The sequence below is a fragment of the Stenotrophomonas sp. STM01 genome (genome assembly GCF_014852135.1).
In the GTDB taxonomy this organism is placed as follows: domain Bacteria; phylum Pseudomonadota; class Gammaproteobacteria; order Xanthomonadales; family Xanthomonadaceae; genus Stenotrophomonas; species Stenotrophomonas capsici.
In genome coordinates this window covers 372,460-388,534 of the sequence record NZ_JACVBA010000003.1, presented here as the reverse complement: position 1 = coordinate 388,534, position 16,075 = coordinate 372,460, and the positions used below count along the sequence as shown (strand labels likewise).

16 protein-coding genes are annotated in these 16,075 nt (G+C 66.4%); 10 read left to right on the top strand and 6 right to left on the bottom strand.

The genetic code is table 11. The annotated features are described in order from the left end of the window. Window positions 1–224: 224 nt before the first annotated feature. Window positions 225–1,373 (bottom strand): acyl-CoA dehydrogenase family protein, encoded by a 1,149-nt coding sequence (locus IB227_RS16005; protein WP_132864274.1) that lies wholly within the window; start codon window positions 1,371–1,373, stop codon window positions 225–227. A 127-nt stretch (window positions 1,374–1,500) separates the two neighbouring features. Here IB227_RS16005 and IB227_RS16000 point away from each other — a divergent pair, with 127 nt between their 5' ends. The 7 genes from IB227_RS16000 (at window position 1,501) to IB227_RS15970 (ending at window position 9,501) form a co-directional block, all read left to right on the top strand. Then, window positions 1,501–2,430 carry an ArsR family transcriptional regulator gene (locus IB227_RS16000; RefSeq protein ID WP_132864275.1) on the top strand — a complete coding sequence of 310 codons (930 nt, stop codon included), beginning with the start codon at window positions 1,501–1,503 and terminating at the stop codon, window positions 2,428–2,430. Between the two features lie 22 nt (window positions 2,431–2,452). After that, on the top strand, window positions 2,453–3,529 hold the full coding sequence (locus IB227_RS15995) for a homocysteine S-methyltransferase family protein (RefSeq protein WP_192288193.1): 1,077 nt from the start codon (window positions 2,453–2,455) through the stop codon (window positions 3,527–3,529). Between the two features lie 9 nt (window positions 3,530–3,538). Beyond that, entirely contained in the window at window positions 3,539–4,144 is a 606-nt protein-coding gene (locus tag IB227_RS15990) for a short chain dehydrogenase (RefSeq protein WP_192288192.1), read from the top strand. Beyond that, the gene (gene metH / locus IB227_RS15985) at window positions 4,144–6,981 is read left to right on the top strand and encodes a methionine synthase (protein WP_192288191.1); all 2,838 of its coding nucleotides are present in this window, start codon (window positions 4,144–4,146) and stop codon (window positions 6,979–6,981) included. Before IB227_RS15990 ends, metH begins: the two co-directional genes overlap by 1 nt. A gap of 6 nt (window positions 6,982–6,987) precedes the next feature. Continuing rightward, window positions 6,988–7,671 carry a hypothetical protein gene (locus tag IB227_RS15980; protein WP_192288190.1) on the top strand — a complete coding sequence of 228 codons (684 nt, stop codon included), beginning with the start codon at window positions 6,988–6,990 and terminating at the stop codon, window positions 7,669–7,671. Between the two features lie 4 nt (window positions 7,672–7,675). Next, window positions 7,676–8,863 carry an MFS transporter gene (locus tag IB227_RS15975; protein ID WP_192288189.1) on the top strand — a complete coding sequence of 396 codons (1,188 nt, stop codon included), beginning with the start codon at window positions 7,676–7,678 and terminating at the stop codon, window positions 8,861–8,863. Window positions 8,864–8,928: 65 nt separating this feature from the next. Next, window positions 8,929–9,501 carry a hypothetical protein gene (locus IB227_RS15970; RefSeq protein WP_192288188.1) on the top strand — a complete coding sequence of 191 codons (573 nt, stop codon included), beginning with the start codon at window positions 8,929–8,931 and terminating at the stop codon, window positions 9,499–9,501. Window positions 9,502–9,538: 37 nt separating this feature from the next. Here the strand turns inward: IB227_RS15970 and IB227_RS15965 are convergent, their stop codons facing one another. From IB227_RS15965 to IB227_RS15945, 5 genes are all read right to left on the bottom strand, one after another. Beyond that, window positions 9,539–10,192: a DUF2058 family protein gene (locus IB227_RS15965; RefSeq protein ID WP_132864282.1), complete on the bottom strand. Its 654-nt coding sequence runs from the start codon at window positions 10,190–10,192 to the stop codon at window positions 9,539–9,541. A gap of 18 nt (window positions 10,193–10,210) precedes the next feature. Then, entirely contained in the window at window positions 10,211–10,450 is a 240-nt protein-coding gene (locus IB227_RS15960; RefSeq protein WP_132864283.1) for a SlyX family protein, read from the bottom strand. Further along, window positions 10,443–11,792, bottom strand: a complete 1,350-nt coding sequence (locus tag IB227_RS15955) for a UDP-glucose/GDP-mannose dehydrogenase family protein (protein ID WP_192288187.1) — start codon at window positions 11,790–11,792, stop codon at window positions 10,443–10,445. Before IB227_RS15955 ends, IB227_RS15960 begins: the two co-directional genes overlap by 8 nt. Before the next feature lie 28 nt (window positions 11,793–11,820). Next, window positions 11,821–12,771, bottom strand: coding sequence for an FKBP-type peptidyl-prolyl cis-trans isomerase (locus tag IB227_RS15950; RefSeq protein ID WP_192288186.1), 951 nt, complete (start codon window positions 12,769–12,771; stop codon window positions 11,821–11,823). A gap of 85 nt (window positions 12,772–12,856) precedes the next feature. After that, the gene (locus IB227_RS15945; protein WP_132864286.1) at window positions 12,857–13,423 is read right to left on the bottom strand and encodes a glutathione peroxidase; all 567 of its coding nucleotides are present in this window, start codon (window positions 13,421–13,423) and stop codon (window positions 12,857–12,859) included. Window positions 13,424–13,804: 381 nt separating this feature from the next. On the opposite strand from IB227_RS15945, the gene IB227_RS15940 reads away from it, so the two are divergent. From IB227_RS15940 to IB227_RS15930, 3 genes are read left to right on the top strand one after another with little or no spacing between them, the layout of a single operon-like run. Next, entirely contained in the window at window positions 13,805–14,167 is a 363-nt protein-coding gene (locus IB227_RS15940) for a GntR family transcriptional regulator (protein WP_132864288.1), read from the top strand. Beyond that, on the top strand, window positions 14,164–15,036 hold the full coding sequence (locus IB227_RS15935; RefSeq protein ID WP_132864289.1) for an ABC transporter ATP-binding protein: 873 nt from the start codon (window positions 14,164–14,166) through the stop codon (window positions 15,034–15,036). Before IB227_RS15940 ends, IB227_RS15935 begins: the two co-directional genes overlap by 4 nt. Then, complete coding sequence (locus IB227_RS15930; protein ID WP_132864290.1) at window positions 15,033–16,049, top strand: hypothetical protein; 1,017 nt, start codon at window positions 15,033–15,035, stop codon at window positions 16,047–16,049. The genes IB227_RS15935 and IB227_RS15930 overlap by 4 nt, the downstream gene beginning before the upstream one ends. Window positions 16,050–16,075: the final 26 nt, after the last annotated feature.

Here is a 16,075-nt window from a genome sequence, read left to right as displayed (position 1 = left end):
AAACCCAAAAAGCTCGCAGTAACGGCATGCATGCGCAAATACCTCACCCGTCTTAATGCCATGCGCCGCGACAATGCCCCTTGGAAAGCCGCTTCAGAGCAGCATGGTAAAGACAGTTGACTCCTACAACGCGGTTGCCTCGCCTGCGCCGCACCAGACTCCGCACAAAAAAATCCGATGCCGGTTGCCCGGCATCGGATCTCTGGTTCACGCTTGGCTGCGACTCAACGCAATCCGGTCTCGTTGCGCGCAATCACCATGCGCTGGATCTCCGAAGTACCTTCATAGATCTCGGTGATCTTGGCATCGCGGAAGTAACGCTCCAGCGGCATTTCCTTCGAATAACCCATGCCACCATGGATCTGCACCGCCTGGTGGGCGATCCACATCGCTGCCTCCGACGCGGTCAGCTTGGCGACCGCCGCCTCGGTGGAGAACTTCCTGCCCTGCGACTTCAGCCAGGCTGCGCGCAAGGTCAGCAGCATCGCCGCATCCAGCTTGCACTTCATGTCAGCGACCTTGGCCTGGATCATCTGGAAGGTGCCGATCGGCGCGCCGAACGACTTGCGCTCCTTCACGTAGTCCACCGAAGCCTCGTAAGCGGCGCGGGCGATGCCCACCGCCTGCGACGCGATGCCGATGCGGCCCGAATCCAGCAGGCTCATCGCGATCTTGAAGCCCTGCCCTTCCTCACCGATCACATCCTCGGCACTGGCCACGTAGTCCTGGAACTCGATCTCGCAGGTCGCCGACGCACGCACGCCCAGCTTGGGCTCGGTCTTGCCGCGGCCAAAGCCGGGCTTGGTGGTGTCGATCATGAAGGCGGTGATGCCGCGCGCGCCCTTCTCCGGGTCGGTCATCGCGAACAGCACGATGTAGCGCGCCACCGGGCCGGAGGTGATCCAGCTCTTCTGGCCGTTGACCAGGAACGAACCATCGGCCTGCTTGACCGCGCGGCAGCGCATCGCCGTGGCATCGGAGCCGGACTGCGATTCGGTCAGCGCGAACGCACCGATCGCGCTGCCCTCGGCAATGGCGCGCACGTAGGTCTGCTTCTGTGCCTCGCTGCCGTAGCTCAGCAGCGCATTGCAGAACAGCGAATTGTTGACCGACATGATGGTCGCGTGCGCCGCGTCGGCGGCGGAGACCTCGACGATGGCCAGCACGCTGGAAACCGGGTCCATGCCCGAGCCGCCGTACTCGACCGGCACCTCGATGCCCATCAGGCCGTTCTCGCCCAGCAGGCGGATGTTGTCCAGCGGGTACTCACCGGTGGCGTCGAAGTGCTCGGCGCTCGGGGCGATCTTTTCCTTGGCGATACGACGGGCGACGTCCTGCAGCATCAGCTGCTCGTCGGAAAAACTGAAGTCCACAACACCCCTCCCAGGGCTGAATCAAGTTGCGATTGTAACCATCGCGACCGGGTTCAGCCTATGCCTCGCCTTGACCCGGCGTGGCGGCAGCGCGAAAATATCTCTATATCGCGATAGGTAGATATTTATGGATCTGGAAGACTGGTCAACCCGTCTGAAAGTGTTCGCCGATGCAACGCGGGTACGCCTGCTGACGCTGCTTGAACAGGAAGAACTCACCGTGGCCGAGTTGTCGGCCATCACCACGCTGGCCCAGCCGCGCGTGTCCACCCACCTGGCGCGCCTGAAGGAAGCCGGGCTGGTCCGCGACCGCCGTGCCGGCGTGTCCGCGTACTACCGTTTCGACGAGGCCTCGCTGGACCCGGCCCAGCGCGCATTGTGGCATGCCCTGAGCACCGGCAGCGACGATCCGCTGCTGCGCCAGGACGCCGAGCGCGTGCCGGCGGTGCTGGCGATGCGCGCCGCCGACCAGAACTGGGCCGACAGCGTGGCCGGCGACATGGAACGCCACTACTCCCCGGGCCGCACCTGGGAGGCGATGGCGCGCAGCGCGCTGCCGCTGCTGGAAACCGGCGACGTGCTCGACATCGCCTCCGGTGATGGCGTGCTGGCCGAACTGCTGGCCCCGCACGCACAGCGCTACGTCTGCATCGACACCAGCGCCCGCGTGGTGGCCGCCGCCAGCGAACGCCTGCGCAAGCTGCCCAACGTGGAGGTGCTGGAAGGCGACATGCACAAGCTGCCCTTCGCCGATGGCAGCTTCGACCTGGTGGTGCTGATGCACGCCCTGACCTACTCCAGCCACCCGGCCAAGGCCGTGGCCGAGTGCGCCCGGGTACTGCGGCCCGGCGGCCGGCTGATGCTGTGCAGCCTGGCCCGGCATGAGCACAAGGTGGCGGTCGAGGCCTACGGCCACGTCAACCTGGGCTTCACCGGCAAAGAACTGCGCAAGTTCGTCGAGAAGAGCGGGCTGGAAGTGTCCAGCCTGGAAACCGTGACCCGCGAGAAGCGCCCGCCGCATTTCGAAGTGATCGCGCTGATCGCCCATCGTCCCTGAAGCATCGAACCCGGCCCGCCCTATGCAAGCCCTCCCCTGGCTCCACCCCGAACGCGTCGCCAAGCTGCTGGCCGCGCTTGAACAACGCATCCTGATCATCGACGGCGCCATGGGCACGATGATCCAGCGCCATCGCCTGGAGGAAGGCGACTACCGGGGCGAGCGCTTCGTGGGCGGGTTCGACAGCCAGCACGTGCACGGACCCGGTTGCGAGCACGACCTCAAGGGCAACAACGACCTGCTGCTGCTGACCCGCCCGGACGTGATCGCCGGCATCCATACCGCCTACCTCGAGGCCGGTGCGGACCTGGTGGAGACCAACACCTTCAACGCGACCTCGATCAGCCAGGCCGATTACCACTTGGAACACCTGGTGTACGAGCTCAACAAGGCCGGTGCCCAGGTCGCCCGCCAGTGCTGTGACGCAGTGGAAGCCCGCACCCCGGACAAGCCGCGCTTCGTGATCGGCGTACTCGGCCCGACCAGCCGCACCGCCTCGATCAGCCCGGACGTCAACGACCCCGGCTTCCGCAACACCAGCTTCGACGCGCTGCGGCAAACCTACCGCGAGGCCATCGACGGGCTGATCGACGGCGGCGCCGACACGCTGATGGTGGAAACCATCTTCGACACGCTCAATGCCAAGGCGGCGTTGTTCGCCATCGAGGAAGTCTTCGACCAGCGCGGCGCGCGGCTGCCGGTGATGATCTCCGGCACCATCACCGATGCCTCCGGCCGTACCCTGTCCGGCCAGACCGCCGAGGCGTTCTATGCCTCGGTCGCGCATGGCAACCCGCTGTCGATAGGCTTCAACTGCGCGCTCGGCGCCACCGACATGCGCCCGCACGTGGAAACGCTGGCGCAGGTGTCCAGCGGCTACGTCAGCGCGCACCCCAACGCCGGCCTGCCCAATGCCTTCGGCGAGTACGACGAGACCCCCGAGGAAATGGCCGCCACCCTGAAGGAGTTCGCCGAATCCGGCCTGCTCAACCTGGTCGGCGGCTGCTGCGGCACCTCGCCCGACCATATCCGTGCCATCGCCGAAGCGGTCGCCGGGCTGCCACCGCGCGCCCTTGCCCCGCTCACCAAGGCTGCCTGAGGAAACGCCATGAAGAAGAAGATCCTGCTGGTGGGTGCCAGTGGCACCCTGGGCAAGGCCGTCGCCGCACACCTGCGCCAACGGCATGAGGTGATCACCGCCTCGCGTTCGGACGCCGCGCATCCGGTCGACCTCGGTGACGAGCAGAGCGTATCGGCGCTGTTGCAGGCGGTGGGTCCGTTGGATGCCATCGTCTCCACCACCGGCAACGTTCATTTCGGCCCGTTGACGCAGATGACCGCCGCCCAGTTCAACCAGGGACTGCAGGACAAGCTGCTGGGCCAGGTGCGACTGGCACTGCTCGGCCAGCATCACCTCAATGAGGGTGGCTCGATCACCCTGACCACCGGCATCCTCACCGAACAGCCGATCGCCCAGGGCGCCAATGCCACCGCGGTCAACGCAGCGGTGGAGGGCTTCGTCCGCGCCGCCGCGCTGGAGCTGCCGCGTGGCCTGCGCATCAACGTGGTCAGCCCCAGCGTGCTGGTCGAAGCGCTCGATGCCTATGGCGACTTCTTCCCGGGCTTCGAACCGGTCAGCGCCGCACGTGCCGCCCTGGCCTACCAGCGCAGCATCGACGGCATCGCCAACGGACAGGTTTTCAAGGTCTGGTAATGGGCAACGACTCCTCCCCCGCCGTGCACTACACCCGCCTGTCCGGCCTGGAACCGCTGGTCATCACCCCGGACCTGCTGTTCATCAACGTGGGCGAACGCACCAACGTCACCGGCAGCGCGCAGTTCCGCAAACTGGTCAAGGAAGAACGCTACGAGGAAGCCGTCGAGGTCGCCCGCCAACAGGTGGCCAACGGGGCGCAGATCCTTGACGTCAACATGGACGAAGGCCTGATCGATTCGGAGAAGGCGATGGTGCGCTTCCTCAACCTGATCATGTCCGAGCCGGACATCGCGCGCATCCCGGTGATGGTCGATTCCTCCAAGTGGAGCGTGATCGAGGCCGGGTTGAAGTGCCTGCAGGGCAAGAGCGTGGTCAACTCGATCTCGCTCAAGGAAGGCGAGGCCGCCTTCCTTGAACACGCGCGGCTGGTGCGCCGCTACGGCGCCGCCGCGGTGGTGATGGCCTTCGACGAAGTGGGCCAGGCCGACACCTGCGAACGCAAGGTGGAGATCTGCACGCGCGCCTACCGCATCCTCACCGAGCAGGTCGGTTTCCCGCCGGAAGACATCATCTTCGACCCGAACATCTTCGCCGTGGCCACCGGCATCGAGGAGCACGACAACTACGCGGTGGACTTCATCGAGGCCACCCGCATCATCAAGCGCACGCTGCCCGGCTGCCATGTCTCCGGCGGCGTATCGAACGTGTCGTTCTCGTTCCGCGGCAACGAGACCGTGCGCCAGGCGATCCACTCGGTGTTCCTGTACCACGCCATCCAGGCCGGCATGGACATGGGCATCGTCAACGCCGGCGCCATGCCCATCTATGACCAGCTCGACCCGGAACTGCGCGAAGCGGTCGAGGATGTGATCCTCAACCGCCGCCGCGACGGCACCGAACGCCTGCTCGACATCGCCGAGCGCTACAAGGGCAGGAAGGGCGAGAAGAAGACCGAGGACCTGGGCTGGCGCCAGCATCCGGTGCGCGCGCGCCTGGCCCATGCGCTGGTGCATGGCCTGGATGCCTGGGTCGAGGAGGACACCGAGGAGGCCCGCCAGCAGGCCAGCCGGCCGCTGGACGTGATCGAAGGCCCGTTGATGGACGGCATGAACGTGGTCGGCGACCTGTTCGGCGCCGGCAAGATGTTCCTGCCGCAGGTGGTCAAGTCCGCGCGCGTGATGAAGAAGGCCGTGGCCTACCTGCTGCCCTTCATCGAGGAGGAGAAGGCGCGCACCGGTGACGTGGGCAAGTCCAACGGCAAGATCATCATGGCCACGGTCAAGGGCGACGTGCACGACATCGGCAAGAACATCGTCGGCGTGGTCCTGGCCTGCAACAACTTCGAGGTCGTGGACCTGGGCGTGATGGTGCCGGCGCAGAAGATCCTGGACGCCGCCCGCGCCGAGAACGCCGACATCATCGGCCTGTCCGGGTTGATCACCCCGTCGCTGGAAGAGATGAGCCACGTCGCCAGGGAGATGCAGCGGCAGGGCTTCAGCATGCCGCTGATGATCGGCGGCGCCACCACCTCGCGCGCGCATACCGCGCTGAAGATCGACCCGTTCTACAGCGCGCCGACGGTGTGGGTGAAGGACGCCTCGCGTGCGGTCGGCGTGGCCCAGTCGCTGATTTCCAGCGACCTGCGCGACGCCTTCGTCGCCGCCAACGACGCCGACTACGCCGACATCCGCAACCGCCACAGGAACCGCGGTGATGCCAAGCGGCTGATATCGCTGGAGCATGCGCGCGGCCAGCGCTTCACCTGTGACTGGGCGCAGTACACCCCGCCGGCACCCGCCTCGCCCGGCCTGCACGTGTTCGACGACTATCCGCTGGAAGACCTGCTGCCGGTGATCGACTGGACGCCGTTCTTCCAGGCGTGGGAGCTGGCCGGCAAGTTCCCGGCGATCCTCACCGACGAGATCGTCGGCCCGCAGGCCAGTGACCTGTTCAAGGATGCGCAGGCGATGCTGAAGCGGATCGTTGATGAGAAATGGCTGACCGCCCGGGCCGTGTTCGGGATCTGGCCGGCGAACAGCAAGGGCGACGATGTGGTGGTGAACCTTGCAGGCGCAGCATTCACCTCCCTTCCCCCGTTCACGGGGGAAGGTGCCCGCAGGGCGGATGGGGGCGGGTCTGGCTCCATGGGCCTTAAGAGCGCCCTCACCCCAACCCCTCTCCCGCGCGCGGGAGAGGGGCTTGCTCAGCCTGATTCGCACCACACCCTGCACTTCCTGCGCCAGCAGGTCGACAAGCCGGCCGAGCGCCCGGATTTCTGCCTGGCCGACTTCATCGCCCCGGAAACCAGCGGCAAGCAGGACTGGATCGGTGCCTTCGCGGTCACCGCCGGCATCGGCATCGAGCCGCACGTGGCCCGCTTCGAAGCCGCCTACGACGACTACAACGCCATCCTGCTCAAGGCCCTGGCCGACCGCCTGGCCGAGGCCATGGCCGAGCGCCTGCACCAGCGCGTGCGCACCGAGTTCTGGGGCTACGCCGCCGACGAGCAACTCGACAACGAGGCGCTGATCGCCGAGAAGTACAGCGGCATCCGCCCGGCCCCCGGCTACCCGGCCTGCCCGGAGCACAGCGAGAAGCAGACCCTGTTCGCGATGCTGGGCGCCGGCGACATCGGTATGTCGTTGACCGAGAGCTTCGCGATGTTGCCGACCGCGGCGGTCTCGGGCTATTACTTCAGCCATCCGCAAAGCCAGTACTTCGTGGTGGGCCGGGTCTCGCGCGAACAGGTCAGCGACTACGCCCGCCGCAAGGGCGTGGAGCGCGCCCAGGTTGAACGCTGGCTGGCCTCCAACCTGGACTACGACCCCGAGTAAGCCGCCATGGAAAGCCGCAACGCCGAACTGATCCGCAAGTACGCCCGGCCGGGCTGCATCGGCCTGTGCGGCACCTCTGACTGGATCGGCAAGGCCATCCGCAAGGCCCAGGCGCCGCTCACCGAGGACGGGCACCGCAGCCTGTGGTCGCACGCCTTCCTGTTCAGCGAACAACGCCTGGACGGCCATTGGTGGGTGCTCGAATCGGACCTGGACCTGCGCAACCGCCAGTTGCGGCTCGGCGCGCAGGAGAACCGCGCTGACCGCTACTTCGACGATGCGGCCTTCCCCAACCTGGCCATCCTCGACTTCAACCTGGACGCCGCCCAGACCCGCAACGTCCAGGTCGCCGCGCTGGACCTGCTGGCCGGGCTGTCCAGCTACTCGCTGAGCGAGCTGGTGGGCACGCTGTTCGCGATGCACAGCACCCGCCTGCGGCGGCGCGGCAACCTGCTGTCCAGGGAAGGCGCGCTGTACTGCTCGGCGATGGTGCAGCATTGCTACACCGCCGCCGGCATCGACCTGATGCCGGGGGTGCACGGCAAGAACGTCGCCCCGCAGGACCTGTACGATTCGGACCTGCCCCATACCACCCACTCGCTCATCCGCGACCTCGGCATCTCCAGCCTGCGCCGGCTCAAGCACGGCACCGTGGAACTGTTGAACACCCCGGTCGAAGACCTGTTCTGACCCCATGACCGCCGCAAGCCCCCTCCCCGCAGCCGTGCCCACCGCGCGGCTGTCGAGCTTCTACTTCTTCTACTACGCCGCGCTCGGCGCGTTCACCCCGTACTGGAGCCTGTACCTGCAGTCGCGCGGCATGACCGTCACCGCGATCAGCGTGATGATGAGCCTGTGGTACGCCACCCGCGTGGTCGCACCCAGCACCTGGACGTCGCTCGCGGCGGTTTCGCCCAGGCCGATCCGCTGGCTGCGCATCGGCTGCGTGCTGACCCTGCTCAGCTTCTGCGGCTTCCTGCTGCCGGCGCCGCATTGGACGCTGTACGGGGTGATGATCGCCTTCTGCTTCTTCTACAACGCGGTGATGCCGCAGTTCGAGTCGATCACCCTCACCCACCTGGGCAGCGACAGCCACCGTTACGGGATGATCCGGGTGTGGGGCTCGTTCGGCTTCATCATCGTGGTCACCCTGTTCGGCTGGCTGATCGAGCACCACGGCGCCGGCAAGCTGCCGTGGCTGATGCTGCCGCTGTTCGTGCTGATGATCGGCTCGGCGTTCGCCAACCGCTACGCGCGCTGCATCGGCAGCCACAGCCACCACGACGGCGGCTTCTGGGCCATCGTCCGGCAGAAGCACGTCATCGCCTTCTTCATCGCCGCTTTCCTGGAGCAGTTGTCGTTCGGCCCGTACTACACGTTCTTCTCGCTCTACATGGACCAGCATGGCTACAGCACCTCGCTGCTGGGCGTGATGTGGACGGTGGGCGTGGTCTTCGAGGTCGCGGTGTTCTTCCTGATCGCCGGCTTCTTCAAGCGCTGGGATGCCAGCTGGCTGCTGATCATTTCCATGGCCAGCGCCGCACTGCGCTGGTGGGTGACCGCGCTGTACCCGGAGAACCTCCCGGTGATGCTGGTCGCGCAGACCACCCATTGCCTGGGCTTCGCGGCGTTCTTCGCGTCGGCCATGCAACTGCTGGCGCGCTACTTTCCCGGCAACCTCAACGGCCACGGCCAGGGCCTGTTCTACGGCTTCTCGTCCGGCCTGGGCGGCGTGCTCGGCGCACTGATCGCCGGCCAGCTGTGGCGGTTCGGCGACGGCAAGGTCGCCTTCCTGGTGGGCGGCGGCTTCGCCCTGCTCGGCGCGCTGATCGCCCTGTACTGGCTGCCGCCATCGCGCCAGGCCCGCCAAGCCGCAGGCTGAGCACACCCCTCCCCCGCCCGGTCCTGCTATAACGGCGCAGCGTTCACGACTCAGGGGGAGTTGTCATGAAACTGCACCATTGGCCCTGCATTGCAGTGGCTGCACTGCTGCTCGCCGCACCCGGGCTGGCCCGGGCCGAGGAAGACCAGACCTTCGGCGCCTTCGTCTCCTCCTGCTTCCAGTACCTGGGCGAACCGCAGAAGCTGACCGAGACACTGGACCGGGTGGCCCAGCGCCTGCAGGGCGAGACGGCGCACCAACACCTCAACGGAAGGGCCGGCAAGGCCTGGCTGATGACGGTCGAAGACAGTGTCTACGGCTTCGTACTGACCGACCAGGGCACCTGCACGATGACCGCCGCCAGCGGTGACCCGGAGACCATCGCCCAGGATTTCGTCCTTTTCAGCGAACTGGCCGAGAACAGCTACCGGATCGCCCAGGAGCCGGTCACCCGCGAAGACGGATGGGACTACCACGGCCTGACCGTGTTCGACCCGGGCAACCCCACCGACATCTATGTCCACATGGCCGTCAACACGGCACCAGTGGCCGATCGACGCGCCATCATCAGCGTTGCCCGGGTCCGCAGCACCGATCCCGATCGCCCTGCCCGCACAACAAAAAAGACAGGCCACTGACCTGTCTTTTCCGTGTCCATCGCGGTGAGCGGTGCACCTACCAGACCAGATCGTCCGGCACCTGGAACTTCGGGTCCGCGTAGGGGTCGTCCTCGATCGGCGCGTTCGGGTCGACCTTCAACGCCACGCTCGGCGCGAACACGGCTTCGGCCTCGGCCAGCAACGCCGCGGTGACCAGCAGGTAGCGGCCATTCTGCTGCAGCACGCCCAGCTCACCGGCGTTGAGCGCCTTGAGCTGCTCGGCGGTGACGTAGATGCGCTTGATCTTGCCGCCATAGGGGAAGTGGCGGGCGATGTCGGCATCGGGGACATTGAGCCCCTTGTCCTTGATCAGCTCGTCCAGCTTGGCGCGCGCTTCGCGGCGCAGACGGGCTTCTTCCTGCTTCAGCCGCTCGGCCTCGATGCGTTCGTCCTTCTCCCGCTGCGCACGGATCGCATAGGCCTTGGCCAGGTCGATGTCTTCCTGCGAACGCGGCTTGTGCGGGCCCTGCCGCTGCGGCTTGCCCTGCGCCGGCCTGGCCTGCCCCGGCTTGCCGGCGTGTGCCTGCGGCTTGCCACCACCGGGCTTGCCCGGCGGCTGGCCCTGGCGGTTCGGTGCACGCCCGTCACGGCGCGCTTCGGGTTTGCGCTCCGGCTTGGGCGCGGCCTTGAAACCCAGCCCGAGGAGCTGGTCGCGAAGAGTGTCACTCATGCTTGCAGTGCTTCTGTATCAGTAGTGCGGGGGCGGCGGCTCGGTGGCCGGGTCGGCGTACAGCGCCGTACGCACCTTGCCGAGGTCATCGAGCAGGTTGCGCAGCAGGTTGGTGTTGCGGGTGCCTTCCATCCGGGCTTCGGCCAGGGCCTCGCTCAGTTCGGCCAGGGCCTGTTCCTGGAAGGAAACACGCATCTCCAACTCGATCAGGCGTGATTCCAGCGCCTGTTCGCGCTCGCTGGGGATTGGGTCATGCATGCAGGGAGCGTCCCCGGCCAATGCCGTAATAGGCGAGGCCGGCGGCCTCGATCTCCTGGGGTTCATAGATGTTGCGGCCATCGAACACCACCGCATCACCCAGCGTCTGGCGCAGCCGCGCGAAATCCGGGCTGCGGAACTGCTTCCATTCGGTGATCACGGCCAGCGCATCGGCACCTTCCAGTGCTTCGTATGCGGTCTCGCAGAACACCAGGTCCGCCCGCTCGCCGAAGACCCGACGGGCTTCGTGCATGGCTTCCGGGTCGAACACCCGCACCGTGGCACCGGCCTCCCACAACTGCGCGAGCAGGCGCCGGCTCGGGGCCGCGCGCATGTCATCGGTGTTGGGCTTGAAGGCCAGGCCCCACACGGCGAAGGTCTTGCCGCGCACGCCCTCGTCCTCGCCACGGTCGTAGTGGCGCTGGATCAACTCGAACAGATGGCCCTTCTGGCCATCGTTGACCGCCTCCACCGCGTTGAGCAGCTGCGCCTGGTGGCCATGCTGGGCCGCGGTGCGTGCCAGCGCCTGCACGTCCTTGGGGAAGCAGGAGCCGCCATAGCCGGCGCCTGGATAGATGAAGTGCCAGCCGATGCGCGGGTCAGAGCCAATGCCCTGGCGCACCTGCTCGATGTCGGCCCCCACGCGCTCGGCGATGTTGGCGATCTCGTTCATGAAGCTGATCTTGGTCGCCAGCATCGCATTGGCGGCGTACTTGGTCAGCTCGGCCGAGCGCACGTCCATCTCGACGACGCGGTCGCGGTTGCGGTTGAACGGCGCATACAGGCGGCGCAGCACCGCCACCGCGTCCGGATTGTCGGCACCGATGACGATGCGGTCCGGGCGCATGCAGTCGGCCACCGCATCGCCTTCCTTGAGGAATTCGGGATTGGAGACCACGTCGAAGGCGATCTCCACGCCGCGCGCGGCCAGTTCCCCGGCAATCGCGGCACGGACCTTGTCGGCCGTGCCCACCGGCACGGTCGACTTGTTGACCACCACCGCCGGCTGCGCCAGATGGCGGCCGATGGTGCGGGCCACCGCCAGCACGTACTGCAGGTCGGCGCTGCCGTCTTCATCCGGCGGCGTGCCGACCGCGATGAAGACGACCTGGCCATGCGCGATCGCGCTGGCCGCCTCGGTGGTGAAGGCCAGCCGCCCTGCGGCGTGGTTGGCCTTCACCATCGGCTCCAGGCCGGGCTCGTAGATCGGGATGATTCCCTGCCCGAGGCCATCGACCTTTGCCTGGTCGATATCGACGCAGACCACGTCGTGGCCGACTTCGGCCAGGCAGGTCCCGGTGACGAGACCCACGTAACCGGTACCGAAAATCGCTACGCGCATGGCTGCGACGGCTCCGTTCTGATGCGGATTACTGCAGGACGCCCAGCAGCTCGACGTCGAAGGTCAGCGTGGACTCCGGGCCGATCGGGCCGCTGCCATTGCTGCCATAGGCCAGCTCGGCGGGGATCCAGAAGCGATACTTGGCGCCGACCGGCATCAGCGACACGCCCTCGGTCCAGCCCTTGATGACCTGGTTCAGGCCGAAATCGACCGGCTGGCCACGCTCGTAGCTGCTGTCGAACACGGTGCCGTCCAGCAGCTTGCCTTCGTAGTTGACGCGCACGCGGCTGGTGGCCATCGGACGCTCGCCGCTGCCGGCGCGCAGCACCTGGTACTGCAGGCCCGAGGCGGTGGTCACCACGCCCGGCTGGGTCTTGTTCTTGGCCAGGAACGCATTGCCCTGCTCACGGTTCTTGCCGGCGACGGCGGACTGCTTGGCGGTGCTGAATGCCTGCAGCGTGGCCTTGGCCTGCTCATGGGTCATCGTCGGGTTGCCCTTGGAGAACACGTCGTTGACCGCCTTGAACACCGAGTTCAGGTCGATGTCGTCCTTGATCGCGGCCAGCGACGGGCCCACGGCGTAGCTGCCGAGCATCAGGCCGACCTTCTTGCGGTCGACGGTCGGCTGGCTGCCCGGCGCCAGGCCCGGCACCTGCTGGCCGGCGCGGGCCATCATCACGGTGCGCAGCGCGGCGTCGGTCTGCTGGGCTTCTTCCTGCGAGAGCAGCGGCTGGCCGCCGGCGAACGCATTCTCGACGGCACGGCGCAGTTCGGCCACGTCCACTTCGCCAGCGATGGGCTCAAACGAGCTGGCGACATCAATACCGATGGCATAACTGATCGTTTCACGTTCCGAGGTCAAAACGGACTTCTCCTTGGTAGCCGCCGGAGCGGCAGGTTGTTGCGAAAACGCGACCCCGGGGGCCGCCATCGCCAGAATCAGAAGCGACGCAACTGCGCCACGCTTTCCCATCTTCATTCGCTGCTTTCCTGGAAGTGAACAAACGCCACCGGTGGCGCGAGGGGCGACATTGTCGCATGCGCACCGGATATGTCGAGGCAGGTCAACGCGCCGGAACCGGGGCCGCCAGCTCGCGATCGATCGCCGCGCGCAGCTCCGGGTCATCCGGGCGCACCCGACTCGGGAACTGCGCCACCACCCGCCCGTCGCGGGAGATCAGGTACTTGTGGAAGTTCCAGGCCGGTGCCACGCCGGTGGCACGCGTCAACTCGCGGTACAGCGGCGTGGTTTCCGGGCCGATCACATGCACTTTCTGGAACATCGGGAAGCGCACGCCATAGGTCAGCGTGCAGAACTCCTGGATCTGCTCCTCGCTGCCGGGTTCCTGGCCTTTGAAATCATTGGACGGAAAGCCCAATACGGCAAAACCACGCGCGGACAGTTGCTGTTGCAATGCCTCCAGCCCTTCGTACTGGGGCGTGAAGCCACATTTGGAGGCGGTGTTGACCACCAGCAACACCTTGCCGCCGTAAGTGCGGTTCAGGTTGATCTCCTCCTTGCCGGCCAACGAACGGTAGTTCTGGTCCAGCAAGGGGCCGGCCGACGCCCCGGCAATGGCGCCGAAGCCAACTCCAACCACCAATCCAATCAATGCGTTACGAAGCTTCATGAGCATTCTCCGGGTGGCCTGGGCCGCCATCGGGCGGCATAGGCCATCAGTTGGGCATGCAGGGAGTTGCATGCCGCCGTGTCGGTGTTATAGTTGCATACAACACCAGCCACCCTACACAGGGAGTCCGAGATGGCCAGCAAGCACAGCAGACACGTCCTACCGGCCCTGACCGTCAGCGGCGCACTGTTGCTGCTTGGCTGCTCGGCTGCGCTGCAGAGCGGTCAAACCGACCGCGGGAATTATGCAGCGCAGGCAGCTGGTGAACAGCAGGATGCTACCGCCCCAACCCATGCGAAACGACCGGCCCGACGGATGCGTACCAGTCTGTCACTGCCCTACTTCTCCTTCGCACAGTCGCTGAATCCGCGGAGCTGACCCATGACCGATATCCAGTGGAGCGATGGCGCTCCCATCTACCGCCAGCTGAAGGATCGCGTGATCGCGATGATGCTGGACGGTGTCCTCAAGCCGGGTGATGCCCTGCCCTCGGTGCGCCAGGTGGCGGCCGAGTACCAGCTCAATCCGATCACCGTCTCGCGGGCCTACCAGGAGTTGGCCGACGAGAACCTGGTCGAGAAGCGCCGTGGCCTTGGCATGTTCATGACCGAGGAAGCCGCGCTGAAACTGCGCGGCAACGAGCGCGACCGTTTTCTCAACGATGAATGGCCCAGCGTACTGGAGCGCATCCAGCGCCTGGGCCTGACCTTGAAAGATCTGCTGCCACCGGGGACCACTCTATGAACGCCGCCGTCGAAGCCGTCGTTTCCGCCAAGGGCCTGCGCAAGGCCTACAAGCAGAAGCCGGCGCTGGACAACACCAGCTTCACCATTGAACCGGGTCGCATCGTCGGCCTGATCGGCCCCAACGGCGCCGGCAAGACCACCGCGCTGAAGGCCCTGCTCGGCCTGACCGCGGTCGAGGGCGAGCTGCGGGTGCTGGGCATGGACCCGCGTACCCGTCGCAACGCGCTGATGAACGACGTGTGCTTCATCGCCGACGTGGCGGTGCTGCCGCGCTGGATCCGGGTCAAGGAGGCCATCGACTTCGTCGCCGGCGTCCACCCGCGCTTCGACCGCGCCCGCTGCGAGCGCTTCCTGGCCAATACCAAGCTCAACCCGAAGCAGCGCGTGCGCGAGCTGTCCAAGGGCATGGTGGTGCAGCTGCACCTGGCCCTGGTGATGGCCATCGACGCCAAGGTACTGGTGCTCGACGAGCCAACCCTGGGCCTGGACATCCTGTACCGCAAGGAGTTCTACCAGCGCCTGCTGGAAGACTACTTCGACGAGCAGAAGACCATCATCGTCACCACCCACCAGGTGGAGGAGATCGAGCACATCCTCACCGACGTGCTGTTCATCCGCGACGGCAGGATCGTCCTGTCCACCGACATGGAAACCCTGGCCGACCGCTACACCGAGTTGCTGGCCTCGGCGGACACGCTGGAAGCAGCACGCGCGCTGGGCCCGATCGACGAGCGCAGCCTGCCGTTCGGCAAGACCGTCCTGCTCTACGACGGCGTCGAGCGCAGCCGCATCGCCGCCCTCGGTGAAACCCGCAACCCCGGCCTGGCCGACCTGTTCGTGGCCACCATGAAGGGAACCTACGCATGAACGCCGCACACCACATCACCCCGCTGGGCAAGCTGAAGTGGCTGCTCAAGCGCGAATACTGGGAAAACAAGGGCGGTTTCTTCTGGGCACCGGTCGTGGCCGGCGGCGTGTCGCTGCTGCTGTCCTCGATGGCGATCATCGCCGGCCTGTGGGCAGCCAGCCGTGCGGCAAGCACCGGTGACCTCCATATCAATGGCGTGAACGTCAACGGCCTGGACCTGAGCCTGCTGACCAGCCAGATGTCGGCCGGTGATGCCCAGGACCTGGCCAACGGCATCAACTTCACCCTGCTGCTCAGCGCCGGCTGGCCGTTCATCGTGCTGATGTTCGTGGTGTTCTTCTACTTCCTGGGCGCGCTGTACGACGATCGCCGCGATCGCAGCATCCTGTTCTGGAAGTCGATGCCGCTGTCGGACACCCAGACCGTGCTGTCCAAGCTGATCGCCGGTGTCGTGCTGGCACCGCTGCTGGCCACCGTGGCCGCCATCGTCGCCATGTTCGGCTTCCTGGCCATCATCAGCCTGGTCGTGCTCGCCCATGGTGGCAGCCCGATGACGCTGATCTGGGGCCCCGCCGAGCCGCTGACGATCGCCGCATCGTTCCTGTGCCGCATCCCGGTCTACGCGCTGTGGGCGTTGCCGACCGCCGGCTGGCTGCTGATGTGCTCGGCCTGGGCCAAGAGCAAGCCGTTCCTGTGGGCGGTGATGCTGCCGGTGTTCTCCGGCGTGGTGGTGAGCTGGTTCGGCCTGATGCGCCTGTTCGGCAGCGACGGCAGCTGGTTCTGGGCGCACGTGGTTGGTCGCCTGCTGCTGGGCACCGTCCCCGGCGTGGACCTGGCCTACACCGCCGATGCCCGTGCCCCGCGTGAGTCGCTGCATTCGTTGCTGGATGGCTTCTCCCCGGCCACCCAGTTCGCCGCCCTGGCCACGCCGGAGTTGTGGATTGGCGCCGCGGTGGGCATCGTCTTCATCGCCGCCGCCATCTGGCTGCGCCAGCGCCGCGACGAAATCTGAGCCCTCATCCGCAATCGCAAGGAAAA

Excerpts from the sequence above, each read along its gene's own strand:
- IB227_RS15975 (WP_192288189.1), top strand. The coding sequence starts at position 7,676 with ATGACCGCCGCAAGCCCCCTCCCCGCAGCCGTGCCCACCGCGCGGCTG.
- IB227_RS15950 (WP_192288186.1), bottom strand. The coding sequence starts at position 12,771 with ATGAAGATGGGAAAGCGTGGCGCAGTTGCGTCGCTTCTGATTCTGGCG.
- IB227_RS15980 (WP_192288190.1), top strand. The coding sequence starts at position 6,988 with ATGGAAAGCCGCAACGCCGAACTGATCCGCAAGTACGCCCGGCCGGGC.
- IB227_RS15945 (WP_132864286.1), bottom strand. The coding sequence starts at position 13,423 with ATGAAGCTTCGTAACGCATTGATTGGATTGGTGGTTGGAGTTGGCTTC.
- IB227_RS15935 (WP_132864289.1), top strand. The coding sequence starts at position 14,164 with ATGAACGCCGCCGTCGAAGCCGTCGTTTCCGCCAAGGGCCTGCGCAAG.
- IB227_RS15930 (WP_132864290.1), top strand. The coding sequence starts at position 15,033 with ATGAACGCCGCACACCACATCACCCCGCTGGGCAAGCTGAAGTGGCTG.
- IB227_RS15990 (WP_192288192.1), top strand. The coding sequence starts at position 3,539 with ATGAAGAAGAAGATCCTGCTGGTGGGTGCCAGTGGCACCCTGGGCAAG.
- IB227_RS15970 (WP_192288188.1), top strand. The coding sequence starts at position 8,929 with ATGAAACTGCACCATTGGCCCTGCATTGCAGTGGCTGCACTGCTGCTC.
- IB227_RS16000 (WP_132864275.1), top strand. The coding sequence starts at position 1,501 with ATGGATCTGGAAGACTGGTCAACCCGTCTGAAAGTGTTCGCCGATGCA.
- IB227_RS15940 (WP_132864288.1), top strand. The coding sequence starts at position 13,805 with ATGACCGATATCCAGTGGAGCGATGGCGCTCCCATCTACCGCCAGCTG.
- IB227_RS15965 (WP_132864282.1), bottom strand. The coding sequence starts at position 10,192 with ATGAGTGACACTCTTCGCGACCAGCTCCTCGGGCTGGGTTTCAAGGCC.
- IB227_RS15995 (WP_192288193.1), top strand. The coding sequence starts at position 2,453 with ATGCAAGCCCTCCCCTGGCTCCACCCCGAACGCGTCGCCAAGCTGCTG.
- IB227_RS15960 (WP_132864283.1), bottom strand. The coding sequence starts at position 10,450 with ATGCATGACCCAATCCCCAGCGAGCGCGAACAGGCGCTGGAATCACGC.
- metH (WP_192288191.1), top strand. The coding sequence starts at position 4,144 with ATGGGCAACGACTCCTCCCCCGCCGTGCACTACACCCGCCTGTCCGGC.
- IB227_RS15955 (WP_192288187.1), bottom strand. The coding sequence starts at position 11,792 with ATGCGCGTAGCGATTTTCGGTACCGGTTACGTGGGTCTCGTCACCGGG.